Source organism: Streptomyces pseudovenezuelae (assembly GCF_029892565.1).
GTDB lineage: Bacteria > Actinomycetota > Actinomycetes > Streptomycetales > Streptomycetaceae > Streptomyces > Streptomyces pseudovenezuelae_A.
Genome location: NZ_JARXVH010000030.1, coordinates 22,391 through 49,026, shown reverse-complemented (window position 1 = coordinate 49,026; position 26,636 = coordinate 22,391). Strand labels below are relative to the sequence as shown.

The window sequence follows — 26,636 nt, the reverse complement described above, 5'->3', positions numbered from 1 at the left end:
GTCAGTACGTGAGTACGGCCCACACCGCGGCGCCGGCGACCGCCGCCACGTAGCAGCCGGTCGCCGTGGCCACGATCCGTCGCCGTGTCGTCTCGCTCCAGGACGTGTACGACAGCAGCCAGGCCAGTGCCGGCAGGACCAGGACGGCGTGCAGGCTGACTCCGTGCAGGGGCTTGAGCGGGGCCGTGGAGTGGTAGGCGGCCTCCTGATGGCCGGTACGGGTGAGCACGACCCCGCGCGCGATCATCGCGGCCCCCGAGGCGAGTCCGACGAGCAGGATCGCGAAGCCGGAACGTATGGCGAGCGGCATCCCGGCGGGGCCGGTGGGGCGGTGCCGGAACGAGGCGACCGCGAACACGGCCAGCAGTACGACGAGGACGCCGCCGCCCACCGCGAGCGTCATCGACACCACGGTGTCGAAGGGCGTCTCCATGTCGAGGTGCGAGGGCACCCGGCGCCACGCCTGCAGGGTGATGCCCCCGACCTCCACGACGCAGTCGGCGGCGAACACGGTGAGCAGCAGGGCGCGCAGCCGTGGTCCGACGCGCAGATACGACGTGACCCAGGTGATCGCGATCAGGGTCGCCCCGAAGGACAGTCCGAACGTCACCGGCTTGCGCCAGGAGACGGGTCCGTCCCAGGGGCCTCCGTCGACGGCGAACACCCCGAGGTGCACGAGCCCGGAGAGGATGAGTACGAGACCGGTCGCGTGGCAGAGGCGCTCGGCGGGGTGCGTTCCGGGGAGCCGTCCTCTCGCGGCCGACAGCCTTGATCCGGCCGCCGACAGTCGTGCCCTGGCGGCCGACGGCTGTGCCGGGGCGGTGGACGACGCCGTCATCGTGCCCGCGCTCGCGTCCGCAGCGTGGCCATGGCTCCGGCGACGACCAGGCCGGCGAGGGCCACGAGTTCGGCGACGGTCGAGACGATGAGCAGGGTGTCCCCCGACGAGAGATGGTCACCGGTGTCCGGGGTCAGGAACGCGCCCGTGCCGATGAACACGCCGATCGCGAGGGCGAGCCCGGTCGTCCAGCGGTTCGTGCGCCACAGCAGCAGGCCCGCCGCCACGAGCGGGATGACGAGGCCAGGCGGCACGGTGGGATAGTCCGCGCCGGCGGCGATCTGGACGACGATGGACACGGCCAGCAGAAGCAGCGCGGCCAGGGTCGCGGCGACCGCGGGGGAACGCGTCGTGTCGCCCGCTCGGGTGATGTTCTCGGTCTCCATGCCCTCAGCCTCGCGGGACGGCCCCGCCCGGTCGTCGTCCCGCCGAAGACACCCGTCGTACGCCGACGGAAGTAGCCGCACGCCTTGCAGGAGCGGCTGCACGCCTCGCGGAAGTGGCCGCACGTCCAGGCGAAGCAGCCGGGCCGGGCGGGCGTCCGCCGGGTCGTGGGACCGCGAAACCGGTGACTGGGGTGCCGCGTGGTGCGCTTGACACGAAAATCGAACATCCATTCTCATGGGAGTTCCGGCGAGGTCCTCGACAGGGATCCCGACGGGGGTTTCGACACGTTTTCGACGCAGAAGTCCCGGAGTTATCCACATGCTGGACGGGCGTCGGGGCCCATTGTCAGTGGCAGGCGTTAGCGTCTTCGACGTGAAGCGATCGACTCAAGCAAATCGGGTGGAACCCATGGCAGGAACCGACCGCGAGAAGGCACTGGACGCCGCGCTCGCACAAATTGAACGGCAATTCGGCAAGGGCGCGGTGATGCGCCTCGGCGAGCGGCCGAACGAGCCCATCGAGGTCATCCCCACCGGGTCGACCGCGCTCGACGTCGCCCTCGGTGTCGGCGGTCTGCCGCGCGGCCGAGTGGTGGAGGTCTACGGCCCGGAGTCCTCCGGCAAGACGACCCTGACCCTGCACGCGGTGGCGAACGCACAGCGGGCCGGTGGCCAGGTCGCGTTCGTGGACGCGGAGCACGCCCTCGACCCCGAGTACGCGAAGAAGCTCGGCGTCGACATCGACAACCTGATCCTCTCCCAGCCGGACAACGGTGAGCAGGCCCTGGAGATCGTGGACATGCTGGTCCGCTCCGGCGCCCTCGACCTCATCGTCATCGACTCCGTCGCCGCCCTCGTGCCGCGCGCGGAGATCGAGGGAGAGATGGGCGACTCGCACGTGGGTCTGCAGGCCCGTCTGATGAGCCAGGCGCTCCGCAAGATCACCGGCGCGCTGAGCCAGTCCGGGACCACCGCGATCTTCATCAACCAGCTCCGCGAGAAGATCGGCGTGATGTTCGGCTCCCCGGAGACCACGACCGGTGGCCGGGCGCTGAAGTTCTACGCCTCGGTGCGGCTCGACATCCGTCGTATCGAGACGCTGAAGGACGGCACCGACGCGGTTGGCAACCGCACCCGCGTGAAGGTCGTCAAGAACAAGGTCGCGCCGCCCTTCAAGCAGGCCGAGTTCGACATCCTCTACGGCCACGGCATCAGCCGCGAGGGCGGCCTGATCGACATGGGCGTGGACAACGGCTTCGTCCGCAAGGCCGGCGCCTGGTACACGTACGAGGGCGACCAGCTCGGCCAGGGCAAGGAGAACGCGCGCAACTTCCTGAAGGACAACCCCGACCTGGCCAACGAGATCGAGAAGAAGATCCTCGAGAAGCTGGGCGTCGGTGTGCGGCCGGAGGAGCCGACCGCGGCGCCGGGTGCGGACGCCGCCACCGTCACCGCCGGAGCCACCGCCGACGACGCCGCGAAGGTGCCCGCTCCGGCGGCTGCCAAGGCGACGAAGGCCAAGGCCCCGGCTGCCAAGAGCTGACCCGTACTGTGCGTGACGCAGAAGCATGGCTGGCCGAGTTGGCCGAGCGCGCCGACCCCGACGCTCCGCGTGAGCGGGGACCAGGAGGGGGCGGCGACGGGGGCTCTGCCGAGCCGGACGGCGATGCGTACGGGGACGGTGATGGTTCGGGGCGCGACGCGGACGGGGGACACGGCCGCGTGGCGAGGGACGGTACGGGTGGGCCGGGCGGCACGGGGAGGTCCGGCGGCGGGGGTAAGGCGTACGGCGCGGGCAGGTGGTCGTACGGCAGCGGCGGATCCCACGGCGACGAGCCGGGCTCCGGCGCGGATGAGGGCTACGGCCGCGCTGACAGGCACGGCTCCAAGGCCTCGCACGGCACCGGGATCTCGTCCGGCTCCGGACCCTCGTACGGCAGTGACGGGCCGTACGAGGGTGACGGGTCGGACGGCGAAGGCGGGGAGGCCGGGGACGCTGGCTCGGCGCGTGGGTCCCGGGCGTCTCGTGGTGGATTCCGCGGTGGCGCCAACCGCGGGCGTCGGCAGCGGCGTCGTGGTGAACGCGCCGGTGAAGACGGAGGCTCTCCTTCCTCGTCGAGGGCCGAGCAGGAGGGGCCTTCAGGGGACCCGGTCGAGCGGGCGCGGGCGATCTGTCTCCGCCTGCTCACCGGGACCCCGCGCACGCGCAAGCAACTCGCGGACGCCCTGCGCAAACGCGAGATCCCGGATGAGGCGGCGGAGGAGGTGCTGTCGCGGTTCGAGGAGGTCGGACTGATCAACGACGGTGCGTTCGCGAACGCGTGGGTGGAGTCCCGGCACCACGGCAGGGGTCTTGCCCGGCGTGCGCTCTCCCGGGAGCTGCGGACCAAGGGAGTCGACTCCACGCTGATCGACGAGGCCGTCGGACAGCTCGACTCCGAGCAGGAAGAGGAGACCGCGCGCGAACTCGTCGCCCGCAAACTGCGCGCCACGCGTGGTCTCGACCGCGACAAGCGGCTGCGCCGCCTCGCCGGGATACTCGCCCGCAAGGGCTACCCCGAGGGCATGGCCCTGCGGGTGGTCCGGCAGGCGCTGGAGGAAGAGGGCGAGGACACGGAGTCCTTGGGGGACGAAGGGTTCTGAGCCCGGCGGGATGATCCGTGTGGCCGAGGTGATCGGTCACGTCGGTGTGTCCCGGACCGGGGTCAGGGACGTGCCCGGCCCCGGACACGGTGGACGCGCGGGGGCGCCCATCGCGTTCAAGGGCCGGGCGGGAACGCGTACTTCGGGGCGCGGGCTTCGTGCGCACGGCGTTCGGCCTCGGCATGACGGGGTGGCAGTGCCGCTCCCTCGGTGGCAGCCCCTGGTGTACGTCGTAGTCGTCGCCGGCGCGGGTCTACTCGCCCTCGTCGCCACCGCCGTGCTCGGTCGCGCCGCCCCGCGTTCACACCGCGCTCGGCGACGATGGCCGCCACAGAACCTGACGACTCGTCAACCAAGGCCTGTCTTCCGGTCGTTGAGCGGCACCGCCTCGGACGGCTCCGGAAGACAGGCCTTGGGCTCTCCCCCCGAGTTGTCCGACGCTAGGGTCTCGCGGCCGGGTTTGAGCATGCTGCGGTGTGCAGCATTAGGTTGCGCTCCTTGATGGGTTGAGAGATGCCGGTCACGGGTACCGTCTGCTGCCGTCGCGGGACCGTCCGACCTCATGTCGCCCCGTGCCATCGCGAGTGTTCGCCCGTCCCACCTGGACACGGGCCGTTTCGTCGCAGCCGCACGCACCCTCCGTACGCCACGAAAGGCGGCCCCGCCGTGTCCGAACCCGCCCGCTTCCGAAGAACGCCCGCGGCGACGGCCCTGAGCATGGTCCTGCTGCTGAGCGGGTGCGGGCTGGTGTCCGGCGACGGGGATACCGGTGCGGCGGTGCAGGGCACCCTCACGCTCGGTTTCGTCAACGGAGGGACCACCAAGTTCCACACGTGTCTGGAGGAGTCCGTCGAGCAGGCGACGAGGAGCAACTTCGCCCGGATCCGTACCGCCAACTCCCATCAGAAGGCGGGTACGGAGCTGACCAACATCGACGACATGATCGCCGCCAAGGTGAGCGCGCTGATCGTGCAGACGGTCGATGTGAAGGCGCTCGCGGACGACATCGCGCGGGCCAGGAGCGCGGACATTCCGATCTTCCTCATCTCGGTCGTGCCGGCCGACACCTCCCACATCCTGGGCGCCGTCGTCGTCGACCTGAAGAAGGTCGGCGGACTGGACGCCGACTGGATCGAGCAGGACGCGGGCGGCAAGGACGTGCAGGTCGGGGTCGTCGCAGGTGCTCCCGGTGCCGCGTCCGACCTCCTGGTCGGCGGTTTCACGGCCGAGTTACCCACCTCCGCGAAGGTGGTCGCGAACCAGCCCGGCATGTTCGATCCGGTGAAGGCGGGCCTGGTCGCCGAGGGCATGATCGAGGCCCATCCCGATCTGGACTACGCCTTCGTCGCCAACGAGGAGATGGGCTTCGCCGTCCGCAAGGCCTTCGACACGGCCGGCGCCAAGAGCGTGAAGATCGTGACCGTCAACGGCACGGACGAGGGGCTGAAGGCCCTCAAGGACGGCCGGTTCGCGGCGACGGTCTCCAACTCGGTGGCCGACACCGGGGAGTTGGCGGTGTCCAACGCCATCGACCTGTTGCGCGGCCGTAAGGCGGAGAAGATCGCCAAGACCCCCGCCGAGCTGATCACCAAGGACAACGCGGACACCGCCCCGCTGTACTGCCCTCCGGACCTTTACTGACGGACCTCCGCCGACCTGGTCTCCGCCGACCCGACCTCCGCTGACCCGGCCGCCACCGAGCCGCTACGCCGTCACCGGCAGTCCCGCCGCCTTCCACGCCTGGAACCCCCCGACCAGATCGGTGGCCCGGCGCAGTCCCAGCTGGTGCAGCGACGCGGCGGCCAGGCTCGACGCGTAACCCTCGTTGCAGATCACCACGACCCGCAGGTCATGGCCGGTGGCCTCGGGGAGGCGATGGCTGCCGCGCGGGTCGAGCCGCCACTCCAGTTCGTTGCGCTCGACGACCACGGCACCGGGGATCACGCCGTCCCGCTCGCGCAGGGCGGCGTACCGGATGTCGACCAGGAGTGCCTCGTCGGCGCGGGCGGCCTCGTACGCCCGCGCCGGTTCGATCCGCTCGTACCCCTCGCGCACCCGCTCCAGCAACTCGTCGATCCCGACGGGCTGTTCGGCCGTGTCGCTCACTGCCAGTCCTCCGGGCGCTCCACGTGCTCCAGACGCAGGATCTGGCCCGTGCGGCTGTAGCGGCGGATCTGGGGGAGGGGCGGGTAGTAGGCGTGGACGGAGATCGCGTGCTGCTCGGTCGACTCGTTGAGGACCTCGTGGACGTGGTGGTGGCCGAAGGCGCGGCCCTTGCCGGCGGGCAGTTCGCGCTCGCGGTCCACGTCGTCGCTGAGTTCCAGGGTCTTCCAGCCGTCGGCGGGCAGCCGGGCGGCGAGCGCGTGCTCCTTGAGCTCACCGGCCGCCGTCAGGAACGCGCCGACCGACTCGGCGTGGTCGTGCCAGCCGGTGCCCGTGCCGGGCGGCCAGCCGATCAGCCAGGCCTCGCTGCCGCCGGGGCCTTCGAGCCGGATCCAGGTGCGGCCCTCCGGGTCGAGCGGGAGGGAGGAGATCAGCTCGGCGTCGGCGGCGGTGCGCCGTACGAAGTCGAGGAGGTCGGCCTGCGTCGGCGCGGCGACGGCAGGGGACGCGGAGGGAGAGACAGACACGGGAACCGTCCTGAAGTGCGTTCGCGGAGCGCGCGCGGCGTACGAGGGCGGCGCGCGAAGGAGAAAGGGATGCGAATTCAGCAGGACGGGCGACACACGCAGCCCGCATAGCGGATCAGGTCCATATGGACCCTCCGCCACAGGCGCACACAGGTGTCGGTCACGATCCGGAGTACACCATGGCGGTGCGGGCCGGTCAACTCACTGTCACTATGTGGACCGCACAGTGACAGTGAGTATGACGATCTCAGTGACAGCGAGCACGAGATATCAGCGGGATCCGGCCGCCGCGCCCGCCCCCGCCGTCGAGGACTCCGCCTTGGCCGGGCCGCCCAGCGCCGCTTCCGCGGCCGCGTACAGGTCGGCCGGGCGCACCCCGTTGAGCGAGGTCACGAGGTGGCCGTCGGGCCGGACCAGCAGCACGGTGTGCGCGGCGGCGCCCGGGTAGCTCTCGGCGACCAGCAGCTCGGCGGGGTGCGGCAGCGCGGCCACCGCGGCCGCGAGGCGGGGCATGATCCCGGCGGTCACCCAGTGCTTGCGGTCCCACACGCCGGTGCCCGGCGCGACCAGGACGACCAGCAGCGCACCGCGCCCGAGCCGCTCCCGCAGCCCCACGAACGCGCCGTCCTCGGCGGTCACCCGCACATCGTCGACCGGCGCCCCTGGCGGCGTGTCCACCGGCACCTCGCCTTCGAGGTGGCGGGGTGCGAGCGGCGAGGCATCGTACGCCCCCGGCGCGCCGAGCGCCCCGTGCCCCAGGTGACCGTCCGTGAGCAGCGCGTCGTTCCCGCGGGCGGCGCCCGGAACGTACGCGCGCAGCCCGCCGCCCCCGCGCAGCAGCGGCAGCACCTGGTCGGCGGCGCGCAGCCGGGCGGCGACCGCCCCGCGCCGCTCCGCCTGGTAGCTGTCGAGCAGCGCCTCGTGCGGCCCGTGGTGCCAGGCAAGCGCCAGCTTCCAGGCGAGGTTGTCGGCGTCCCTCAGCCCCTCGTCGAGCCCCTGCGTGCCAAACGCGCCGAGCAGGTGCGCCGCGTCCCCGGCCAGGAAGATCCGGCCCCTGCGCCAACGCCGGGCCAGCCGGTGGTGGACCGTGTGGACGCCGGTGTCGAGGAGTTCGTACGACGGTGTCCCGCCGCCCGTCCAGCCGGACAGGGTCTCGCGGATGCGGGCCAGCAGCAGCTCGGGTGTGACCAGGTCCTTGCCCGGCGGCAGCAGCCAGTCCAGGCGCCACACCCCGTCCGGGAGCGGGCGTCCGGTCACCTCCCCGCCCGAGGGGCCCGACGTCCGCCACGGCGGCATCCGATGGAGCAACGCCTCACCGCCCCACGGAAGTTCCGTGCGCAGCGCGGCCACGGCGTGTCGCTCCACGGCCGTACGGCCCGGGAAGCGGATGTCCTGGAGTTTGCGGACCGTCGAGCGCGGGCCGTCGCAGCCGACCAGGTGGCTGCCGCGCCACCAGGTGCCCTTCGGGCCGCGGGTGTGGGCGGTGATGCCCGAGGGCTCCTGCTCGATGGTGTCGAGGCGGCTGTCCACGGCGACCTTGACCAGCCGCTCACCGGCCAGTGCCTGGCGCAGGGCGCCGGTCAGTACGTGCTGGGCGATGTGCAGGGGGGCGGGTTCGTCGGGGGTGCCGAACGTGACCTCGCGCATCACCTGCTTGCGTCGCAGCGACCGCCATCCGGCCCAGTGAACGCCCAGGTCGGCGAGGCGGATGCCGGTCAGCCGCTCGACGAGGGCGGTGGTGTCCTCCCGCAGGACGACGGTGCGCGCGGGGCGCGGTTCGTCCTTGCCGGGACCCTCGTCGAGCACGACCGAGGGGACTTCCTGACGCGCCAGGGCAAGGGCCAGGGTGAGCCCGACGGGCCCCGCCCCGACGATGATCACCGGGTCCACGGCGCGGCGCCCCCTGCCCGCGACGGTGTCCTGAGGGACGCATGTGAACAGGAAGGTGGGGCAGGGTGCACGATCACAGAACGTATGCAACCCATTGCCGGTGCTTGCGTCAAGTGACGGAGGCAGTGGCGATCATGCCACTGCCTCCGTGTGGGTCAAGCGAGTTGACCGATCATCAGATCCCGCCGCCGCCGGTTCCGGTACCGAAGGAGCCGGACACTCCCGCGGGGTTGAGGTCCTCCACCTTCTCGGCGCCCAGGACCGCGCCGGTGCTGCGCTTGCTGCGGCGCAGCCGGCCCTCCAGCCAGCTCGCGAAGCTGGTGAGGAGGAAGTTGACGGCGATGAAGATGATCGCGACCACGATGAAGCTCGGGATGACGTTGGCGTAGTTGGCCGCCAGCGTGCTGCGCGCGGTGAGCAGCTCGGCGTAGCCGATCATCACGCCGCCGAGCGCGGTGTCCTTCACGATGACCACGAGCTGGCTGACGATGGCCGGGAGCATGGCCGTGACGGACTGTGGCAGCAGGATGCTGGTCATCGTCTGGCCCTTGCGCAGGCCGATCGCGTAGGCCGCCTCCGTCTGTCCCCGGGGCAGCGCGAGGATGCCGGCCCGGACGATCTCGGCGAGCACCGAGGCGTTGTAGAGCACCAGGCCCGTCACGACCGCGTACATCGGCCGGTCCTCGCTGCTCACGCCGGAGGAGCGGGCGTAGACCTCGTTGGCGAACAGCATCAGCAGCAGGACCGGGATCGAGCGGAAGAACTCGACCACCACGCCGGCCGGCACCCGCACCCACCGGTGTTCGGACATGCGCGAGATGCCGAAGAACGCACCCAGAGGGAGCGCGATGACCATGGCGAGCGCGGCGGCCTTCAGGGTGTTGCCGAGGCCCGGCAGCAGATACGTCGTCCAGGCTTCCGAGGTGGTGAAGGGCTCCCACAGGGGCCACCTCAGCTGGTTCTTGTCGTCCATCTTCTGCCAGACCCACCACAGGGCCAGGGCGAGCAGGACGAGGAAGACCACCGAGAGGACGACGTTGCGCCGTCTGGCACGGGGGCCGGGGGAGTCGTAGAGAACGGAGCTCATCGCTTCACCGCCAGTCGCTTGCCGAGCCAGCCCAGGATGAGGCCGGTGGGCAGGGTCAGAACCACGAACCCGAAGGCGAACACCACACCGATGAGCAGCGTCTGCGCCTCGTTCTCGATCATCTTCTTCATCAGATAGGCCGCCTCGGCCACGCCGATCGCGGCCGCCACGGTGGTGTTCTTGGTGAGTGCGATCAGTACGTTGGCCAGCGGGCCGATGACCGAACGGAACGCCTGCGGCAGTACGACGAGCCGGAGCGTCTGACTGAAGCTCAGTCCGATGGCGCGGGCCGCCTCGGCCTGTCCCATGGGCACCGTGTTGATGCCGGAGCGGATCGCCTCGCAGACGAAGGCCGCGTGGTAGGCGGCGAGGCCGAGGATCGCGAGACGGAAGCCCTGGGCCGCGAAGTCGTCGGACGCGCCCAGCGTCATGCCGAAGACGTCGGCGAGGCCGAGCGAGGAGAAGACGATGATGACCGTCAGGGGGATGTTGCGGACGATGTTGACGTAGGCGGTGCCGAACCCGCGCATCAGCGGGACCGGGCTGACCCGCATCGCGGCCAGCAGGGTGCCCCAGACCAGGGAGCCGAGGGCGGACAGAGCGGTGAGTTTCACCGTCATCCAGAACGCCCCGAGGACGTCGTAACCTTCAAGAAAGTCGAACACGATCTCCCGCGCTTCCGGGTGTGTGGCGTACGAAGAGGGCGGGGCGCGCCGCCGCCGTCAGCGCGGCGGCGGCACGCCCCGGGAACCCTGCGGTGCCCGGCCTCGGCCGGGGACTACTTGACGATGTCGCCGATCTTCGGGGCGGGGTCGTTCTTGTAGTTGGCCGGGCCGAAGTTGGCGTCGACCGCCTTCTGCCAGGAGCCGTCGCTGACCATCTTCGTCAGGGCGTCGTTGATCTTGCCGAGGGTCGCGGAGTCGCCCTTCTTCAGGCCGATGCCGTAGTTCTCGTTGCTGAGCTTGAGCCCGGCGAGCTTGAACTGGCCCTTGTACTTGTCCTGCGCGGCGAAGCCCGCGAGGATCGAGTCGTCCGTGGTCACGGCGTCCACGGCGCCGTTCTGCAGGGCGGCGATGCACTCCGAGTAGCCGCTGTACTCCTTCAGCTGGGCCTTCGGAGCGATCGTGTCGTGGATGTTCTGCGCCGAGGTGGACCCGGTCACGGAACACAGCTTCTTGCCGTTGAGGTCCGTGCCCTTGGAGATGTCCGAGTCGGTCTTGACCAGCAGGTCCTGGTGGGCCAGCAGGTACGGGCCGGCGAAGTCGACCTTCGCCTTGCGCTCGTCGTTGATCGAGTAGCTGGCCGCGATGAACTTGACGTCGCCGCGGGAGATCGCGGTCTCACGGTCGGCGCTCTTGGTCTCGACCCAATCGATCTGGTTGGGCTCGTAGCCGAGCTGCTTGGCCACGTACGTCGCCACGTCCACGTCGAAGCCGGAGAAGGAGCCGTCCGGCTCCTTGAGGCCGATGCCCGGCTGGTCGTACTTGATGCCGACCTTGATCTTGCCGCCGCCTCCGCTGCTGGCGGAGGAGCCGCTGTCGCTGTCGTCGTCGCTGGAACCGCACGCCGTGGCGGCCAGGCCGAGGGCGAGCACTGCGGCCGTGGCGGCGGTGATCTTGCGGAGCTTCATGGAGAACATCCTTTGGCTGGTGAGGAGAAAGGCTGAGGGCCGTCCGGGACGGTGCGGCAGGTGACGGTGCGTCAGTGGTGCAGGATCTTCGACAGGAAGTCCTTGGCGCGGTCACTGCGCGGGTTGCTGAAGAACTGGTCGGGCGCAGCTTCCTCGACGATCCGGCCGTCGGCCATGAAGACCACGCGGTTCGCCGCCGATCGGGCGAATCCCATCTCGTGGGTGACGACGATCATGGTCATGCCGTCGCGGGCGAGCTGCTGCATGACCTCCAGGACCTCGTTGATCATCTCCGGGTCGAGCGCGGAGGTCGGCTCGTCGAAGAGCATCACCTTCGGGTCCATGGCCAGGGCGCGCGCGATGGCGACGCGCTGCTGCTGGCCGCCGGAGAGCTGTGCGGGGTACTTGTCGGCCTGCGTGCTCACGCCGACCCGGTCGAGCAGCGTCCGGGCCTTCTCCTCGGCCTTCTTGCGGTCCGCCTTGCGGACCTTGATCTGGCCCAGCACCACGTTCTCGAGCACTGTCTTGTGCGCGAAGAGGTTGAAGGACTGGAAGACCATCCCGACGTCGGCGCGCAGCCGGGCCAGCTCCTTGCCCTCCTGGGGCAGGGGCTTGCCGTCGATCGCGATCGAACCGGAGTCGACGGTCTCCAGTCGGTTGATGGTGCGGCACAGGGTGGACTTACCGGACCCGGAGGGCCCGATCACGACGACGACCTCGCCGCGGGCGATCGTCAGGTCGATGTCCTGGAGTACGTGCAACGCGCCGAAGTGCTTGTTGACGCTCTTCAGGACGACCAGTTCGCCGGTTGGGACCAGGTCTTCCTTGGCCACCGATACTTCGGTCATCGCTATCGGGCTCCGTCCTCCTCGGTTGCGGAGGACAGTAATGAGGAGGTAATGCCAGCGTCTGTAGATCTGAGCGGAATCTGAGCATCACGATCCGATAGCAATCGGACACGTGTCGTAGCACTTGTCCCGCACTTGCCCTCGTGGCTCGTATCGGCCGGGTAACGGAAGGGCCCTGCAACCGGAACCGGCTTGACGGCGTCCTCGTCCATCAGCGTGACTGCGGTGGTGCACGCGCGCGTACGCACGTGTTTTGTACCCATCCTGTTCGCATGGCTGGTGAACCGAAGGGGGCCCGGATGAGACTGCTCCTCGTCGAGGACGACAACCATGTCGCTGCCGCTCTGTCCGCGGTCCTCGCGCGGCACGGCTTCGACGTCACGCACGCGCGCAGTGGCGAGGAGGCCCTGCAGGCACTCGTCCCCGAGGGGGACGGCTTCGGGGTCGTCCTGCTCGACCTCGGGCTGCCCGACCAGGACGGCTACGAGGTCTGCGGCAAGATCCGCAAACGCACCAGCACCCCGGTGATCATGGTCACCGCGCGCGCCGACGTCCGCTCCCGCATCCACGGCCTCAACCTCGGCGCCGACGACTACGTGGTGAAGCCCTACGACACCGGGGAACTGCTCGCCCGGATCCACGCCGTCAGCCGGCGCACCGTCCACGAGGACGCGGCCGGGGGCGCCGACACCTCGCTGCGCCTGGGCCCCGTACTCATCGAACTGCCCACCCGCCAGGTCAGCGTGGACGGTTCGGTTGTCCAACTCACCCGCAAGGAGTTCGATCTGCTGGCGTTGCTCGCGCAGCGCCCCGGAGTCGTCTTCCGCCGGGAGCAGATCATCAGCGAGGTGTGGCGCACGAGTTGGGAAGGGACCGGACGCACCCTGGAGGTGCACGTCGCGTCCCTGCGCGCCAAGTTGCGCATGCCCGCGCTGATCGAGACCGTGCGCGGGGTCGGCTACCGGCTCGTCGCGCCGGGCGTGTAGCGGGCACGGGTGCGTACACGGCTTCTTCCGCTGCTCATCGTCCTGATGGCGGCCATGCTGCTCGCGCTCGGCATTCCGCTCGCCGTGAGCGTGGCCGCCGCCGAGCAGCAGGACGTGGTCGTCGACCGGATCGACGACACCGCGCGCTTCGCCTCGCTCGCCCAGTTCGTCACCGACGCGTGCAGCTCCACCGCCACGTCCACGGACGAACGCCTGCGCACGCTCAGCAGCGAACTCGACAGCTACTACGGCGTCTACGGCATCCGGGCGGGGGTGTTCTGCCGCACCGACATCCCTATGGCGCAGGCTCCGGCGACGTTCTTCCTGCCTGACGAGGGTGTGGTGCGCGACGCGTTCGCCGAGGCGAGGCTCAGCCGGCGCAGCCACGACCCGAAGCAGGTGTGGCCCTGGCAGCGGAACCGTCTCGTCGTGGCCTCACCGGTGATCCGGGACGGCGACGTCGTCGCGGTCGTCGTCACCGACTCGCCCACGGGGCACATGCGTTCGCGGATCCTCCACGGCTGGCTGGTCATCGGGGCGGGCGAGATCGCCGCGATGCTGCTGGCCGTCGGCGCCGCGCTTCGGCTGACCGGGTGGGTGCTTCGGCCCGTGCGGGTTCTCGATGCCACGACGCACGCGATCGCGAGTGGGCGGTTGAAGTCGAGGGTCGCGGCGGCGGGCGGGCCGCCGGAACTTCAGCGGCTGGCCGGGGCGTTCAACGAGATGGCGGACAACGTGGAGGAGGTGCTGGAGCAGCAGCGGGCGTTCGTCGCCGATGCCTCGCACCAGTTGCGCAACCCGCTCGCGGCGCTGCTGTTGCGTATCGAGCTGCTCGCCCTCGAACTGCCCGAGGGCAACGAGGAGATCGCGTCGGTCCGTACCGAGGGCAAGCGGCTTGCCGAGGTTCTTGACGACCTGCTCGATCTCGCGTTGGCCGAGCACACCGAGGCGGATCTGAGGATCACGGACATCGGTGCGTTGACCGCGGAGCGGGTTGCCGCCTGGACGCCGACCGCTGAGGCGAAGGGGGTGCGGCTGGTGGCGGACTGCCCGGCCACCACCGCGTGGGCCGATCCGATCACCCTTTCCAGCGCACTGGACGCGGTGATCGACAACGCGATCAAGTTCACGCCGGAGGACGAGGCCGTGGAGGTCGTGGTCCTGGTCGACGGGGCCGTCTCGAAGGTCGTGGTCACCGACGACGGGCCTGGTCTGACGGATGAGGAACTTGCCCGGGTGGGGGACCGTTTCTGGCGTAGTGGGCGGCATCAGAACGTCAAAGGGTCGGGGCTCGGGCTGTCCATCTCCCGCGCGTTGCTCGCGGCGGGCGGGGGCGACATCTCGTACGGCCCGCATGAGCCGCACGGATTGACGGTGACGGTGTCGGTGCCCAGGAGCGGGCCTACGGCTTGACCGATGCGTAAGCAGGTCTACGGCTTGACCGATTCGTAGTAGCGGCGGGCGCCGTCGTGCAGGGTCAGAGGATCCGTGTAGATCGCCGTGCGCAGGTCCACCAACTGCGCGGAGTGGACGCTCCTGCCGATCTCGTCCCGGCTCTTGATCACGGCGCGGGTCACCCACTCGGCGAGCCGCGCGTCGACGTCCGCGCGGGTCATCAGCAGGTTGGACACCGCGATCGTCGGTACGGCGACGCCGTTCTGGATGCTGGGGTAGGCCGACTCCGGCATGTTGGTGGCGCGGTAGTAGCGGGTGGCGCCGCCCTGCTCGTGCAGCTTGGCCACGAGGGTGGCCGGGATCGGCACGAAGCGGAAGCTGAAGCTGTCGGCGAGGATCGCCAGGCCCTGGGTCGGCAGGCCGCCCGACCAGAAGAACGCGTCGATGTCGCCCCTCTTCAGGCGCTCTGGGCCTTTGTCGATGCCGTCGGCGAACGGTGTGATGTCGTGCTTCGCGTCGAGGCCCGCGGCCTTGAGGACCCGGTTGGCGATCAGGCGCACGCCCGAGCGGGGGCGGCCGATGGCCACGCGCTTGCCCCGAAGGTCCGCGACGGAGCGGATGTCCGAGTCTCGCGGGACGATGAGCTGTACGTAGTCGTCGTACAGGCGGGCTACTCCGCGCAGTTGGTCGGCGCCGGGCTGGTTCGCGAGTTCGTAGGTGTCGACGGCGTCCGCTGCGGCGATGGTGAAGTCGGCTCCGTCGGTCGCCACGAGGCGGACGTTCTCCTGGGAGCCGTCGCTGGTCTTGAGCGTGACGCGCAGGTTCGGCATGTCCGTGTCGAACTGCTTGCGCAGGAGTTTGCCGTACTGCTGGTACACGCCGGCCTTTGTGCCTGTGCTGAACGTGATCGTTCCGCTCGGTGGGGGTTCGCCCAGGGAGAGCAGCCACCACAGGAGCAGGCCGAAGGCCACGAAGCCGGCGGTCGCGGCTTGCAGGGCCCGGCGGCTGCTGATCCGGGGGAACGTGGTGGGCATGCGGGCGATCCTGCCAGGCGGGCGGGGTGCTGACCAGGGCACTGGGCTGCGCTGGGCTGGGGCGGGGCCCAGGCGCAGCGAGGTGTCGGCGCCCCCGGCGGCGTCCTCGTGGACGGTGCGTCGGCGGCCACAGGTGTGTGGGGTGCGGCCGTCCTCTGGAGGTGTCAGTGGTGGTCGGTAGGGTCGGGGGATGAGTTCTTCGCCTGCTGAGCTGGTTCGCGCGTTTCATCTCGCCGTTGGGCTTGATGCCCGGTCCAGGCCTACTGAGGTCACGCCTGGACTGGCTGCGCATCGGCGGGAGTTGCTTGTCGAGGAGGCCGCGGAGGTTGCCGAGGTTTCGGTGAAAGGGCCCCTCGACAAGCTTGCGCACGAGTTGGCCGATGTTGTGTATGTGGCTTATGGCACCGCTCTTGTGCACGGCATCGATCTGGATGCGGTCATTGCCGAGATTCATCGCTCCAACATGACCAAGTTGGGGCCCGACGGGAGCGTGGTTCGGCGGGCCGACGGCAAGGTGCTCAAGGGTGAGCACTACGAGGCGCCGGATGTGTCGGCCGTACTGCGCCGCCAGGGGTGGGTGCCCAGCGGCGCGTGACGGGGGTGGAGCGAGTCGTCAGTCCCCTACCGACACCTCCGTCGCCTCCACCGGTTCGGCCGGGCGCCTGTGGGCGGACCTGCGGTCTGTGAAGTGGCGGGCCAGGGGTTCTGTGTAGCGGGCGGTGAGAGGGCCCACTACGACCAGGATCAGGACGTATGCCGTGGCCAGGGGGCCCAGGGACGGTTCGATTCCGGCGGTGACCGCCAGGCCCGCGATGACGATGGAGAACTCGCCTCGTGCCACCAAGGCGCCGCCCGCGCGCCAGCGGCCCTTCACGGAGATGCCGGCTCGGCGGGCCGCCCAGTAGCCCGTGGCGATCTTTGTCGCGGCGGTTACCAGGGCCAGGGCCAGGGCGGGGAGGAGTACTGGTGGGATGCTCGCCGGGTCCGTGTGCAGGCCGAAGAAGACGAAGAAGACCGCGGCGAAGAGGTCGCGCAGGGGGCTGAGGAGGGTGTGGGCGCCCTCGGCCACTTCGCCGGACAGTGCTATGCCGACCAGGAATGCGCCCACGGCTGCCGAGACCTGGAGTTGTTGGGCCACGCCCGCTACCAGGATCGTCAGGCCGAGGACTACGAGGAGGAGTTTCTCCGGGTCGTCGCTGGAGACGAAGCGGGAGATGACCCTGCCGTAGCGGACTGCCACGAAGAGGACCAGGCCCGCGGCGCCCAGTGCGATCGCGAGGGTGAGGCTGCCCGCCATCAGGCCGGCGCCCGCCACCAGGGCGGTCACGATGGGCAGGTACACCGCCATCGCCAGGTCCTCCAGGACCAGGACGCTGAGGATTACCGGCGTCTCTCGGTTGCCCACGCGGCCCAGGTCGCCCAGGACCTTCGCGATCACGCCGGACGAGGAGATCCAGGTGACGCCGGCCAGGACTACCGCCGCCACCGGGCCCCAGCCGAGGAGCAGGGCCGCGGCGGCGCCTGGCAGGGCGTTGAGCGCGCCGTCGACCAGGCCCGCGGGGTAGTGCGACTTGAGGTTGGTGACCAGGTCACCGGCCGAGTACTCCAGGCCGAGCATCAGGAGCAGGAGGATTACGCCGATCTCGGCGCCCGTGGCCACGAACTCCTCGCTCGCCCCGAGGGGGAGCAGGCCGCCCTCGCCGAAGGCCAGGCCCGCGAGGAGGTAGAGGGGGATGGGGGAGAGCCGGAAACGGCCGGCGAACCGGCCGAGCAGGCCCAGGGCCAGGAGGATGGAGCCGAACTCGATCAGCAGGACCGCGGAGTGCACCGGTTCACTCCCGCCCGAGTATCGCCGCGGCGGCGTCTACGCCTTCGCGGGTGCCGACGACGATCAGGATGTCACCGCCCGCCAGCCGGAAGTCCGGCGTCGGGGAGGGGATGGCCTCCGCCCGGCGCAGCGCCGCCACGATCGAGGCGCCCGTGGCGGTGCGCATCTTGGTGTCGCCCAGCACGCGTCCGTTCCAGTGCGACGTCGCCCGGACCTCGATCCGTTCGGCGACCAGGCCCAGGTCCGAGGTGTAGAGCAGGCTCGCACTGTGGTGGGACGGCTTCAGCGCGTCGATCAGCGCGCCCGCCTCGGAGCCGGTCAGGCGCAGCGATTGGGCGCAGGAGTCGGGGTCGTCGGTCCGGTAGACGTTCACCGTGCGGGCGCCGTCGCGGTGCGCGACCACGGACAGATGGCGCTGGTCGCGGGTGACCAGGTCGTACTGGACTCCGATGCCCGGCAGAGGCGTCGCCCTCAGACGTGGCGCAGACACGTTTCTCCCCTTGAATCGGCAGCTGTGTGAGTTGGCAGTTGGGTGGTGACCGGGTGGCCGCTTGATCGGCCGTTGAGCCGTGTTGTCGGGCGGGCCGTGACCGGCGGTGATCATGCCGCCCCCTCGCATGCTGTCATCCCGCCGTACCGTGGCGACATGGGTGACGTCACGGATATACACGGGCCGGCGGCTCGGGAGAGGCTGGTCGCTTCGGGGTCGGACGCCAGAAGAAGGGCAGGGAGAGGGAGCACCGTGTCGTTGTTCTGGCGGATCTTCTCGTTCAACGCGGTTGGGCTGGTGCTTGCCGCTGCCCTGTTGCTGGGGCCCGTCACCGTGTCGACTCCGGTTGCCCCTGCGGAGGCTCTGGTTGTCGTGATCGGCCTTGCTCTGCTGCTGGTCGGCAACGCGATCGTGCTGCGCCTCGGGCTCGCCCCGCTGCGTCGGCTGGGGCGGGCCATGGCCACCGCCGATCTGCTGCGGCCAGGCGCCCGCGCGGTCGTGGCCGGTCCCGCGGAGGCGGCCGAACTGATCATGACGTACAACACGATGCTCGACCGGCTGGAGGGCGAGCGTGCGGCGGGGGCGGGGCGGGCGCTGTCCGCTCAGGAGCGGGAGCGGCATCGGATCGCTCGCGAGCTGCATGACGAGGTGGGGCAGACGTTGACCGCCGTGCTGCTTCAGCTGAAGCGGGTTGCCGACCGGGCTCCGGAGGGGTTGCGGGAGGAGGTCGGGCAGGCCCAGGAGGCCACTCGGGCCGGGCTTGACGAGATTCGCCGTATTGCTCGGCGGCTGCGGCCCGGGGTGCTTGAGGAGCTTGGTCTGTCCAGTGCGCTGCGTTCGCTCGCCGCCGAGTTCACCACCCATGGACTCACGGTGCGCCATGACGTCTCCGGCGAACTGCCGCCGCTGACCGAGGAGTCGGAGCTCGTGGTCTACCGCGTGGCCCAGGAAGGGCTCACCAACACCGCACGGCACGCGTCCGCCGACCGCGCCGAGGTCCGCCTCCGGCCCGTCGCCGACGGTCTCGAACTCCTCGTACGGGACAACGGCAAAGGCATCGGTACGGCGGTGGACGGGGCCGGTATCAGTGGGATGCGGGAGCGGGCGCTGCTGATCGGAGCCCGGTTCTCGCTCGCGCCCGCTCCCGGGCGGGGTACGGACGTGCGTCTGCTCATTCCGGTCGCCGTCGCCGAGGGAGGCCGCTGATGGGGCTCCCCGTGCGCGTGCTGCTCGCCGACGACCATGCGCTCGTACGGCAGGGTGTGCGGCTCATCCTCGACGGTGAGCCGGATCTGACGGTGGTCGCCGAGGCCGGGGACGGCGCCGAGGCTGTTGAGCGGGCCCGTGCGGGTGACATCGACCTCGCGGTCCTGGACATCGCCATGCCTCGTATGACCGGGCTGCAGGCGGCCCGTGAGCTGTCTCGCAGGCTGCCCGACCTGCGCATCCTGATCCTCACGATGTACGACAACGAGCAGTACTTCTTCGAGGCCCTCAAGGCGGGGGCCAGCGGGTACGTCCTCAAGTCCGTCGCCGATCGCGATCTGGTCGCGGCCTGCCGGGCGGCCGTACGCGACGAACCCTTCGTCTACCCGGGCGCCGAACGCGCCCTCGTCCGCTCCTACGTCGACCGCCTCCACCGCGGCGACGACCTGCCCACGCGCGCCGTCACCGAGCGCGAGGAGGAGATCCTCAAGCTCGTCGCCGAGGGGCACACCTCCAAGGAGATCGGCGAACTCCTCTTCATCAGTACGAAGACCGTCGAACGCCATCGGGCGAATCTGCTGCAGAAGCTCGGGCTGCGGGATCGGCTGGAACTCACCCGCTATGCGATCCGGGTGGGCCTGATCGATCCCTGAGGTCGTAGTGCGTAGGGTTCTAGGCCGCGTTGCGCCAGACCTTGACGTCCAGGACCGTGTACGTCGTCCCGGATGAGGTGCGGTACGTCACCAGGCCCACGTGGCCCGTGCCGCTGATCACGCACATCTGCTGGCCGGCCGTCAGGTCCTTCACCCAGACGTAGCTCTTGTAGCCCGTCGCCGCCTTGCATGCCTCCAGGCTGCCCGGTCGGCTCGCCGGCAGCACGGCCAGGGAGCTGCCCGAGTCGGTGCCGGGGGCCAGGACCGCGCCGGAGGAGTAGACGGCGTAGGTCAGGTCCTCGTCGGAGGTACCGGTGTCCGCCTTGGCCCGTACCGGGGTGTCGGCCAGGTAGATGTCGTGGCTCTTGGTCATCTGGATTCCCGTGTACGTCACCGGGAGGGGTGCCGTCGGAGCCGCGGGGCCGCTGGACGCGGCGGTCGGGGTGGCCGGGGCCGCGCTCCGCGTGGGCGTCGGGGGGCCCGAAGGAGCGGACGGTACGGGGGAGTTGGACGCCTTCGGCTTCTTCGACTTGGAGGGGGAGGGCGAGGGCGAGTGGGGGGACGAGGACTCGGTGGGTGTCGCGGACTGGGACGCGGCTACGTCCTGGGTCTGGTCGTCGCCCTTGTCGCCGGGGGCGAGGAGCAGGGCCGTGCCGGCTCCGCAGGCGACGAGGGCGACTGCCGCCGCCGCGAGGATCCAGGTCCGGTTCTTGCGCTTCTTCTCGTCGGTGCCGACCGAGGAGGTCTGTGCGGCCGACGGGTCCTGGGGGTTGGGTTGCTGCCAGGCGGGTGGGGTGTACGCGCCTGGGGGTGGGGCCTGACCCAGGAGGACGGGGTCGGGGAGGGAAGCGGGGGCAGGGGAGTAGGCGGGTGAGGGGGTGGGTGCGGCCGGGGTGGAGGGGCCGTACGGGGTGGGGATCGGGGGGCCGAAGGCTCCGGGGGGTGGCGGTGGGCCGTAACCGGTGGGGGCGGCGGGGGTGGGTGCTGCGGGGCCGTAGGCGGCGGGTGTCGCGCCGGTGGAGTGGTGCGCGCCGGGTGTTGATCCGGCCCTAGCGGCGCGGTCCGAGTCCTCGACGCGAGCCGCTATGCCCGCCGCCAGTTCGCCGGGCAGCCAGGCTCCGGAGGCGTGGTGGGCCTCGTCGCCGCGGTGGGTCTGGAGGGTCTGGACGGCGCGGATGACCTCCTCCACGGAGGGGCGTTCGGCGGCGGGCTTGCGCAGGCAGCGGGCCACCAAGTCGCGTATCTCGTCCGGTACTTGGGTGAGGTCGGGTTCCTCGTGCACCACTCGGTACAGCACCGCGTGCGGGTCCCCGGTGCCGAAGGCCGAGCCGCCCGTCGACGCGAAGACGGCGGTCTGGCCGAGTGCGAAGACGTCGGCCGAGGCGGTGGCCTCCGCGCCGAGCACCTGCTCCGGTGCCATGTAGGCGATCGTGCCGAGGGCCGTGCCGCTCTGTGTCACCGAGGTGGCGTCGGCGGCGCGTGCGACGCCGAAGTCGATGACGCGGGGGCCGTCGGCGGCGAGCAGGACGTTGGAGGGCTTGAGGTCGCGGTGCACGATGCCTTCGCGGTGCACCGCCTGCAGCGCCTCCGCGACTCCGGCGATCAGGCGCAGCAGGGTGTCGACGGGCAGCGGCCCGTGCTCGCGCACCGCTTCTTCGAGGGACGGGCCCGGTACGTACGCGGTCGCGCACCACGGCACGGTTCCCTCGGTGTCGCTGTCCACGACCGGGGCCGTGTAGAGGCCGTGCACGCGGCCGGCCGCCGCCACCTCGGCGCGGAACCGTCTGCGGAACTCGGGGTTCTCGGCCAGCTCCGGCCGGATCACCTTGACCGCGACGGCCCGCCCGCCCGGCGTGTGCGACAGGTAGACCCGCCCCATCCCGCCGGACCCGAGCCGTGCCGCCAGCCGATAACCGCCCACGACCTGCGGATCGCCGTCCTCCAGCGGCTGCAGACCGCCCCCACCGTTGCCCAACACGCCTACTCCACCCCGTGACCACTGTGTGTGGCCCATTGCATCACGGGGCCCTGTGGACCCGTGGGTCACTCCCGGCTCTCGGCTTGCGACATGCGGCAGGCGGCTTGCTATCGGACCACGCTGGCCTCGGGACACCCGGCCGCCGCCGTCACCCAAGTGGCCGACGGCACCTGCCGCGCCTCTTCCGTTCCGGCGAGCACCTACCCTTGAGGAATGACCAGCAGCAGCGACCGGAGCCTCGCAGTGGACGTCCAAGCCCCCAAGAGCTATGAAATCCGCACCTACGGGTGCCAGATGAACGTCCACGACTCCGAGCGATTGTCCGGACTGCTGGAGGAGGCGGGCTACGTCCGCGCCCCCGAGGGCTCCGACGGCGACGCGGATGTCGTCGTCTTCAACACGTGCGCCGTGCGGGAGAACGCCGACAACCGGCTGTACGGCAACCTCGGGCGTCTCGCGCCGCGGAAGGTCTCGCGGCCCGGGATGCAGATCGCGGTCGGCGGCTGCCTCGCGCAGAAGGACCGCGACACCATCGTGAAGAGGGCGCCCTGGGTGGACGTCGTCTTCGGTACGCACAACATCGGCAAGCTGCCGGTCCTGCTGGAACGCGCGCGCGTGCAGGAGGAGGCGCAGGTCGAGATCGCCGAGTCGCTGGAGGCGTTCCCCTCGACGCTGCCGACCCGGCGCGAGAGCGCGTACGCGGCGTGGGTGTCGATCTCCGTCGGCTGCAACAACACGTGCACGTTCTGCATCGTCCCTGCCCTGCGCGGCAAGGAGAAGGACCGCCGTACCGGCGACATCCTCGCCGAGATCGAGGCCCTGGTCGACGAGGGCGTCTCCGAGATCACGCTGCTCGGGCAGAACGTCAACGCGTACGGCTCCGACATCGGCGACCGTGAGGCGTTCAGCAAGCTGCTGCGGGCCTGCGGGAAGATCGACGGCCTGGAGCGCGTCCGCTTCACCTCCCCGCACCCGCGCGACTTCACCGACGACGTCATCGCCGCCATGGCCGAGACGCCGAACGTGATGCCGCAGCTGCACATGCCGATGCAGTCCGGCTCGGACACGGTCCTGAAGGCGATGCGCCGCTCGTACCGCCAGGAGCGCTACCTGGGGATCATCGAGAAGGTGCGCGCCTCGATCCCGCACGCGGCGATCACCACCGACATCATCGTGGGCTTCCCCGGCGAGACCGAGGAGGACTTCGAGCAGACGCTGCACGCGACGCGCGAGGCGCGGTTCGCGCAGGCGTTCACCTTCCAGTACTCCAAGCGGCCCGGCACCCCCGCCGCCACCATGGAGGGACAGATCCCCAAGGAGGTCGTCCAGGAGCGCTACATGCGTCTCGTCGCCCTCCAGGAGGAGATCTCCTGGGACGAGAACAAGAAGCAGGTCGGCCGCACCCTAGAGTTGATGGTCGCCGAGGGCGAGGGCCGCAAGGACGGCGCCACCCACCGCCTCTCCGGCCGCGCCCCCGACAACCGCCTCGTCCACTTCACCAAGCCGGACCAGGAGGTCCGCCCCGGTGACGTGGTGACGGTCGAGATCACCTACGCCGCCCCGCACCACCTCCTCGCCGAGGGCCCCACCCTCGACGTGCGCCGCACGCGCGCGGGTGACGCGTGGGAGAAGCGCAACACCGAGGCGGCCGCCAAGCCGGTGGGCGTGATGCTGGGCCTGCCGAAGATCGGCGCCCCCGAGCCGCTGCCGGTGGCGACGGGGAGCGGCTGCGGCTGCGACTGACCTCGCTGGTCATTGCCCTCACGGTCATCGGCCTCATGGCCAGCGGCATCACCGACGTGCTGATCGGGGACTGACGCCCGTCCGCCCCGCAGGGTTACGCTGCCGATCATGCTTGTAGCCGCCGCAATCTGTCCCTGCCCGCCGCTCCTGGTGCCCGAGGTCGCCGCCGGTGCCGCTCCCGAGCTGGACGCCGCGCGTGCCGCGTGCACGGACGCGCTCGGTGTACTGGCCGCCGCCCGGCCCGACCGGCTCGTGGTCCTCGGACCGGCCGAGCAGAACGGGCGAGGTACGCATCCGGAGGGCACGCCGGGGTCCTTCCGGGGATTCGGCGTCGACGTCGACGTCCGGCTGGGCGGCCGGGGGCCGGACGCCCCGTCCGAGGGGCGGCTGCCGCCCTCGCTGGCCGTCGCCGCGTGGCTGCTGGAGCGGACCGGCTGGTCCGACGCCTCGATCGAGGGACTCGGCGTGGGGGAACCGCTCGCCGCCGAGCGGTGTATCCAAGTCGGGAGGGACATCGCGACCAGGGACGAGCGGGTGGCACTGCTGGTGATGGGCGACGCCAGCGCGTGCCGCACGCTCAAGGCGCCCGGTTACTTCGACGAGCGGGCGGCGCCGTTCGACGCGGAGGTCGCACGGGCGCTGGGGACGGCCGACGTGGCGGCCGTCAAGGCGCTGGACAGCGAGTTGGCGTACGAACTGAAGGCCTCGGGCCGCGCCCCGTGGCAGGTCCTCGCGGGGGCGGCCGAGGGCGCGGACCTCGTCGGCACGCTGCTGTACGAGGACGCGCCGTACGGGGTGGGGTACGTGGTCGCGACCTGGTCTTAGGGCGGGCTGTCCGCGAGCTGGTTGTGGAGGTGCAGGACACGGCGGACGGCCGGGAGCCCCAAGGCCCCGCGGCCGTCCGTCGATGTGCCGTGCCGGTCAGGTGGTCGGCGGAGTCGGAGTGTCCGGCGGCGGTGTCGTGCCGCCGACCGGGCCCGTGCCGCCTACTGGGCCCGTGCCTCCGGTCGGCCCCGTGCCCTTCGGGTCGTCCTTGTGGGCGAGGCGGTCCATGGCGCCCTTGGCCTTGCCCGATCCCGTCTGGATCCGGTCGCTGTACTTGCCCTTGGTCTTCTCGTCGACGGCCTTCGCGGCCTTGTCGATACCGGTCGAGATCTTGCCCCCGTGCTGCTGCGCGAGGCCAGAGACCTTGTCCTTGGCCGGAGAGAGCTTGGCCTTCAAATTGTCCAGGAGACCCATGGTCCACCTTCCGTGTGTCCCGGCCCCCGTGCGCCGGACGGGTACCCCGTCGGCGCACGCGTATGCCGGGCGGCTACGTGCGGGCGCCCTCGCCGGCCTCACTGTCGGCCGTCGCCTCGGCGGACTGCTGCTTGGGGATGTCGACGCCCTCGCCGGAGCCGGACTCGACCGTCTCGGCCGGGGTTTCCGCCTGCGCCGCCGTCGGCTCGACCTCGGCCGCACCGGCGTCCTCGGACTGGTCCTCGGACGTCTTGGCCGACCCCTTCGCCTCTGCCGCCTCCTCCGCCACCGACTCCGCAGGCGCCGTCACAGCGCCGTCCTGAGCCTCGGCGGTCGACGCCTCCTCCGTGGCCTTCGACCTCCGGAGAAGTCGTGCGAAAACACCCATATCCACTCCATACGTTACTCGTGCGGGCGAAATCCCGCGTCGTCCGGTGCGCCCGTTCGCGTCACCCGGCCCGCCGCCTCCTTCGAACCGGCGGCAGGGACCTCGACCGGGCAACGACCCCGTCCCGGTGCCGTCACGTAACTCGTTCGAGGAGTGCCCGTCGGGTTTGCGAGACTGGTCCGGTGAGCACCGCACCCCCCGCCCCCCGAGTCATCGCCGTCGTCGGACCCACCGCCGCGGGAAAGTCCGATCTGGGCGTCTTCCTCGCCCGGCAACTCGGGGGCGAGGTCGTCAACGCAGACTCCATGCAGCTCTACCGGGGGATGGACATCGGCACCGCCAAGCTGACGCCCGAGGAGCGCGACGGCGTCCCGCACCACCTCCTGGACATCTGGGACGTCACCGTCACGGCCTCCGTCGCCGAGTACCAGCGGCTCGCCCGTGAGCGGATCGACGCCCTGCTCGCCGAGGGCCGCTGGCCGATCCTCGTCGGCGGTTCGGGCCTGTACGTCCGGGGGGCCGTCGACAACCTGGAGTTCCCCGGCACCGACCCCGAGGTCAGGGCCCGGCTGGAGGAAGAGCTCACCCTGCGCGGCTCGGGCGCGCTGCACGCCCGCCTCGCCGCCGCCGACCCCGAGGCGGCGCACGCGATCCTGCCGAGCAACGGCCGCCGTATCGTCCGCGCGCTCGAGGTGATCGAGATCACCGGGCGGCCCTTCACCGCCAACCTCCCCGGCCACGACTCGGTCTACGACACCGTCCAGATCGGCGTCGACGTGGCCCGCCCGGAACTCGACGAGCGCATCGCCCGCCGTGTCGACCGGATGTGGGACGCGGGGCTCGTGGCGGAGGTGCGCGCGCTGCAGGCGCAGGGCCTGCGCGAGGGGCGTACGGCCTCGCGCGCGCTGGGCTACCAGCAGGTCCTGGCGGCGCTCGCGGGGGAGTGCACCCTCGACGAGGCGCGCACCGAGACCGTCCGTGCCACCAAGCGCTTCGCGCGCCGTCAGGATTCGTGGTTCAGGCGCGATCCGCGGGTGCACTGGTTGAGTGGGGCTGCGGCGGATCTCACAGAACTTCCGCACCTCGCACTGGCGTTGGTCGACCGACCGGTCACAGCCTGATCACGTCATGGCATCGGGACGCTCCGGCCGTCATCCCGGCCTCCGGTGCCGTGCCATCATCGAGCTTCGATCGACCAAGTTCCTAGTTGGGAGGGCGCGTGGTGATGGAGGCCGGCCCTCGCGACACCGCACACGGCACCGAGCCCCTGACCGCCGAGAGCGGTGAGCCGGAGCTGGGGCTGGACGAGGACCGTCTGAGCCCCGACGGGCCCGACGACACCCAGGGCGGAGTGACCGCGGACGGTCCCGAGCCCGAGGAGATGTTCGCGAGCGGCCCCGAGGTCGAGGTCGAACTTCGCCCGCAGCGTCGACTGCGCATCTGGCAGCTCGCCCCCATCGTCGCCCTGGCCGCGGTCGGCTCCCTGATGTTCGCCTTCCCGCTCGCCTTCGACTTCGGCGACAGCGGCGCCGTGATCGCCATGCTGGGGCTGCTGATCTGCTCCTGCGCGGCCGGCTGGGGCATGATGGCCGCCCGCCGGGTCGGCTACACGGGCCCGGGCCTCCCGCAGCGCGGCTCAGGGTCCAGGCCGGACTGGCGGGTCGTGCTGGCGTACGTCGTGGTCGTGGCCGCGGTGGTCGTGCTGGCGGTATGGCGCGTAGCTAGGCTCCGCTGAGGTTTTCAG

At 70.8% G+C, this 26,636-nt stretch carries 28 protein-coding genes; 12 read left to right on the top strand and 16 right to left on the bottom strand.

The window, feature by feature from the left end:
* Position 1: 1 nt before the first annotated feature.
* Both M2283_RS47455 and M2283_RS47450 read right to left on the bottom strand, forming a co-directional pair.
* Complete coding sequence (locus tag M2283_RS47455) at positions 2-838, bottom strand: hypothetical protein (protein WP_280882832.1); 837 nt, start codon at positions 836-838, stop codon at positions 2-4.
* Positions 835-1,224, bottom strand: a complete 390-nt coding sequence (locus tag M2283_RS47450) for a hypothetical protein (protein WP_280882831.1) — start codon at positions 1,222-1,224, stop codon at positions 835-837. The genes M2283_RS47455 and M2283_RS47450 overlap by 4 nt, the downstream gene beginning before the upstream one ends.
* A gap of 409 nt (positions 1,225-1,633) precedes the next feature.
* Between M2283_RS47450 and recA the strand changes: the two genes are divergently transcribed.
* The 3 genes from recA to M2283_RS47435 all read left to right on the top strand — a co-directional run bounded on the left by recA (position 1,634) and on the right by M2283_RS47435 (position 5,508).
* Positions 1,634-2,767: a recombinase RecA gene (gene recA, locus M2283_RS47445; RefSeq protein ID WP_280882830.1), complete on the top strand. Its 1,134-nt coding sequence runs from the start codon at positions 1,634-1,636 to the stop codon at positions 2,765-2,767.
* A gap of 179 nt (positions 2,768-2,946) precedes the next feature.
* A complete protein-coding gene (gene recX, locus M2283_RS47440; RefSeq protein ID WP_432423243.1) occupies positions 2,947-3,867 on the top strand; it encodes a recombination regulator RecX in 921 nt (306 codons plus the stop codon).
* 666 nt (positions 3,868-4,533) lie between these two features.
* The gene (locus M2283_RS47435; RefSeq protein WP_280882828.1) at positions 4,534-5,508 is read left to right on the top strand and encodes a sugar ABC transporter substrate-binding protein; all 975 of its coding nucleotides are present in this window, start codon (positions 4,534-4,536) and stop codon (positions 5,506-5,508) included.
* 63 nt (positions 5,509-5,571) lie between these two features.
* Here M2283_RS47435 and M2283_RS47430 read toward each other — a convergent pair whose 3' ends face one another.
* From M2283_RS47430 to M2283_RS47400, 8 genes are all read right to left on the bottom strand, one after another.
* Positions 5,572-5,979, bottom strand: a complete 408-nt coding sequence (locus M2283_RS47430) for a rhodanese-like domain-containing protein (RefSeq protein ID WP_280882854.1) — start codon at positions 5,977-5,979, stop codon at positions 5,572-5,574.
* Positions 5,970-6,497 (bottom strand): cysteine dioxygenase, encoded by a 528-nt coding sequence (locus M2283_RS47425; protein WP_280882827.1) that lies wholly within the window; start codon positions 6,495-6,497, stop codon positions 5,970-5,972. Before M2283_RS47425 ends, M2283_RS47430 begins: the two co-directional genes overlap by 10 nt.
* A gap of 77 nt (positions 6,498-6,574) precedes the next feature.
* Positions 6,575-6,622 carry a hypothetical protein gene (locus M2283_RS51830; RefSeq protein ID WP_342781581.1) on the bottom strand — a complete coding sequence of 16 codons (48 nt, stop codon included), beginning with the start codon at positions 6,620-6,622 and terminating at the stop codon, positions 6,575-6,577.
* Positions 6,623-6,767: 145 nt separating this feature from the next.
* The gene (locus M2283_RS47420) at positions 6,768-8,387 is read right to left on the bottom strand and encodes an FAD-dependent monooxygenase (protein ID WP_280882826.1); all 1,620 of its coding nucleotides are present in this window, start codon (positions 8,385-8,387) and stop codon (positions 6,768-6,770) included.
* A gap of 175 nt (positions 8,388-8,562) precedes the next feature.
* Positions 8,563-9,474, bottom strand: a complete 912-nt coding sequence (locus M2283_RS47415) for an amino acid ABC transporter permease (RefSeq protein WP_280882825.1) — start codon at positions 9,472-9,474, stop codon at positions 8,563-8,565.
* Positions 9,471-10,139, bottom strand: a complete 669-nt coding sequence (locus M2283_RS47410; RefSeq protein ID WP_280882824.1) for an amino acid ABC transporter permease — start codon at positions 10,137-10,139, stop codon at positions 9,471-9,473. Before M2283_RS47410 ends, M2283_RS47415 begins: the two co-directional genes overlap by 4 nt.
* A gap of 113 nt (positions 10,140-10,252) precedes the next feature.
* A complete protein-coding gene (locus M2283_RS47405) occupies positions 10,253-11,104 on the bottom strand; it encodes a glutamate ABC transporter substrate-binding protein (protein WP_280882823.1) in 852 nt (283 codons plus the stop codon).
* A gap of 71 nt (positions 11,105-11,175) precedes the next feature.
* Complete coding sequence (locus M2283_RS47400; RefSeq protein ID WP_280882822.1) at positions 11,176-11,952, bottom strand: amino acid ABC transporter ATP-binding protein; 777 nt, start codon at positions 11,950-11,952, stop codon at positions 11,176-11,178.
* Positions 11,953-12,251: 299 nt separating this feature from the next.
* Between M2283_RS47400 and M2283_RS47395 the strand changes: the two genes are divergently transcribed.
* Together M2283_RS47395 and M2283_RS47390 are read left to right on the top strand one after the other, a co-directional pair.
* Positions 12,252-12,938, top strand: a complete 687-nt coding sequence (locus M2283_RS47395) for a response regulator transcription factor (protein ID WP_280882821.1) — start codon at positions 12,252-12,254, stop codon at positions 12,936-12,938.
* 9 nt (positions 12,939-12,947) lie between these two features.
* Positions 12,948-14,351, top strand: coding sequence for a sensor histidine kinase (locus tag M2283_RS47390; RefSeq protein WP_280882820.1), 1,404 nt, complete (start codon positions 12,948-12,950; stop codon positions 14,349-14,351).
* 17 nt (positions 14,352-14,368) lie between these two features.
* Here the strand turns inward: M2283_RS47390 and M2283_RS47385 are convergent, their stop codons facing one another.
* Positions 14,369-15,367, bottom strand: a complete 999-nt coding sequence (locus M2283_RS47385; RefSeq protein ID WP_280882819.1) for a TAXI family TRAP transporter solute-binding subunit — start codon at positions 15,365-15,367, stop codon at positions 14,369-14,371.
* A gap of 190 nt (positions 15,368-15,557) precedes the next feature.
* On the opposite strand from M2283_RS47385, the gene M2283_RS47380 reads away from it, so the two are divergent.
* Positions 15,558-15,962, top strand: coding sequence for a MazG nucleotide pyrophosphohydrolase domain-containing protein (locus tag M2283_RS47380; RefSeq protein WP_280882818.1), 405 nt, complete (start codon positions 15,558-15,560; stop codon positions 15,960-15,962).
* Between the two features lie 18 nt (positions 15,963-15,980).
* Here the strand turns inward: M2283_RS47380 and M2283_RS47375 are convergent, their stop codons facing one another.
* Both M2283_RS47375 and M2283_RS47370 read right to left on the bottom strand, forming a co-directional pair.
* Positions 15,981-17,195 (bottom strand): cation:proton antiporter, encoded by a 1,215-nt coding sequence (locus M2283_RS47375; protein ID WP_280882817.1) that lies wholly within the window; start codon positions 17,193-17,195, stop codon positions 15,981-15,983.
* 4 nt (positions 17,196-17,199) lie between these two features.
* Positions 17,200-17,685, bottom strand: a complete 486-nt coding sequence (locus M2283_RS47370) for a cation:proton antiporter regulatory subunit (RefSeq protein WP_280882816.1) — start codon at positions 17,683-17,685, stop codon at positions 17,200-17,202.
* A 252-nt stretch (positions 17,686-17,937) separates the two neighbouring features.
* Between M2283_RS47370 and M2283_RS47365 the strand changes: the two genes are divergently transcribed.
* Together M2283_RS47365 and M2283_RS47360 are read left to right on the top strand one after the other, a co-directional pair.
* Positions 17,938-18,891, top strand: a complete 954-nt coding sequence (locus M2283_RS47365; RefSeq protein WP_280882815.1) for a sensor histidine kinase — start codon at positions 17,938-17,940, stop codon at positions 18,889-18,891.
* Complete coding sequence (locus M2283_RS47360) at positions 18,891-19,544, top strand: response regulator transcription factor (RefSeq protein WP_280882814.1); 654 nt, start codon at positions 18,891-18,893, stop codon at positions 19,542-19,544. The genes M2283_RS47365 and M2283_RS47360 overlap by 1 nt, the downstream gene beginning before the upstream one ends.
* 19 nt (positions 19,545-19,563) lie before the next feature.
* On the opposite strand, the gene M2283_RS47355 is transcribed toward M2283_RS47360, so the two are convergent.
* Complete coding sequence (locus tag M2283_RS47355) at positions 19,564-21,522, bottom strand: serine/threonine-protein kinase (protein ID WP_280882813.1); 1,959 nt, start codon at positions 21,520-21,522, stop codon at positions 19,564-19,566.
* 213 nt (positions 21,523-21,735) lie between these two features.
* Between M2283_RS47355 and miaB the strand changes: the two genes are divergently transcribed.
* The gene (miaB, locus tag M2283_RS47350; protein ID WP_280882812.1) at positions 21,736-23,265 is read left to right on the top strand and encodes a tRNA (N6-isopentenyl adenosine(37)-C2)-methylthiotransferase MiaB; all 1,530 of its coding nucleotides are present in this window, start codon (positions 21,736-21,738) and stop codon (positions 23,263-23,265) included.
* Between the two features lie 108 nt (positions 23,266-23,373).
* On the top strand, positions 23,374-24,090 hold the full coding sequence (locus tag M2283_RS47345) for a class III extradiol dioxygenase subunit B-like domain-containing protein (RefSeq protein WP_280882811.1): 717 nt from the start codon (positions 23,374-23,376) through the stop codon (positions 24,088-24,090).
* Positions 24,091-24,186: 96 nt separating this feature from the next.
* Here the strand turns inward: M2283_RS47345 and M2283_RS47340 are convergent, their stop codons facing one another.
* Positions 24,187-24,504: an antitoxin gene (locus M2283_RS47340; RefSeq protein ID WP_280882810.1), complete on the bottom strand. Its 318-nt coding sequence runs from the start codon at positions 24,502-24,504 to the stop codon at positions 24,187-24,189.
* Positions 24,505-24,577: 73 nt separating this feature from the next.
* Positions 24,578-24,892, bottom strand: a complete 315-nt coding sequence (locus M2283_RS47335; protein ID WP_280882809.1) for a hypothetical protein — start codon at positions 24,890-24,892, stop codon at positions 24,578-24,580.
* Positions 24,893-25,074: 182 nt separating this feature from the next.
* On the opposite strand from M2283_RS47335, the gene miaA reads away from it, so the two are divergent.
* Together miaA and M2283_RS47325 are read left to right on the top strand one after the other, a co-directional pair.
* Positions 25,075-26,013, top strand: coding sequence for a tRNA (adenosine(37)-N6)-dimethylallyltransferase MiaA (gene miaA / locus M2283_RS47330; RefSeq protein ID WP_280882808.1), 939 nt, complete (start codon positions 25,075-25,077; stop codon positions 26,011-26,013).
* Positions 26,014-26,117: 104 nt separating this feature from the next.
* Positions 26,118-26,627, top strand: coding sequence for a hypothetical protein (locus M2283_RS47325; RefSeq protein WP_280882807.1), 510 nt, complete (start codon positions 26,118-26,120; stop codon positions 26,625-26,627).
* Positions 26,628-26,636: the final 9 nt, after the last annotated feature.

Bases quoted from the DNA above. Each gene is read 5' to 3' on its own strand.
- M2283_RS47325 (WP_280882807.1), top strand. From the start codon at position 26,118: ATGGAGGCCGGCCCTCGCGACACCGCACACGGCACCGAGCCCCTGACC.
- M2283_RS47380 (WP_280882818.1), top strand. From the start codon at position 15,558: ATGAGTTCTTCGCCTGCTGAGCTGGTTCGCGCGTTTCATCTCGCCGTT.
- M2283_RS47335 (WP_280882809.1), bottom strand. From the start codon at position 24,892: ATGGGTGTTTTCGCACGACTTCTCCGGAGGTCGAAGGCCACGGAGGAG.
- M2283_RS47385 (WP_280882819.1), bottom strand. From the start codon at position 15,367: ATGCCCACCACGTTCCCCCGGATCAGCAGCCGCCGGGCCCTGCAAGCC.
- M2283_RS47450 (WP_280882831.1), bottom strand. From the start codon at position 1,224: ATGGAGACCGAGAACATCACCCGAGCGGGCGACACGACGCGTTCCCCC.
- miaB (WP_280882812.1), top strand. From the start codon at position 21,736: ATGACCAGCAGCAGCGACCGGAGCCTCGCAGTGGACGTCCAAGCCCCC.
- M2283_RS47360 (WP_280882814.1), top strand. From the start codon at position 18,891: ATGGGGCTCCCCGTGCGCGTGCTGCTCGCCGACGACCATGCGCTCGTA.
- M2283_RS47455 (WP_280882832.1), bottom strand. From the start codon at position 838: ATGACGGCGTCGTCCACCGCCCCGGCACAGCCGTCGGCCGCCAGGGCA.
- M2283_RS47415 (WP_280882825.1), bottom strand. From the start codon at position 9,474: ATGAGCTCCGTTCTCTACGACTCCCCCGGCCCCCGTGCCAGACGGCGC.
- M2283_RS47400 (WP_280882822.1), bottom strand. From the start codon at position 11,952: ATGACCGAAGTATCGGTGGCCAAGGAAGACCTGGTCCCAACCGGCGAA.
- M2283_RS47405 (WP_280882823.1), bottom strand. From the start codon at position 11,104: ATGAAGCTCCGCAAGATCACCGCCGCCACGGCCGCAGTGCTCGCCCTC.
- M2283_RS47395 (WP_280882821.1), top strand. From the start codon at position 12,252: ATGAGACTGCTCCTCGTCGAGGACGACAACCATGTCGCTGCCGCTCTG.
- M2283_RS47345 (WP_280882811.1), top strand. From the start codon at position 23,374: ATGCTTGTAGCCGCCGCAATCTGTCCCTGCCCGCCGCTCCTGGTGCCC.
- recA (WP_280882830.1), top strand. From the start codon at position 1,634: ATGGCAGGAACCGACCGCGAGAAGGCACTGGACGCCGCGCTCGCACAA.
- M2283_RS47340 (WP_280882810.1), bottom strand. From the start codon at position 24,504: ATGGGTCTCCTGGACAATTTGAAGGCCAAGCTCTCTCCGGCCAAGGAC.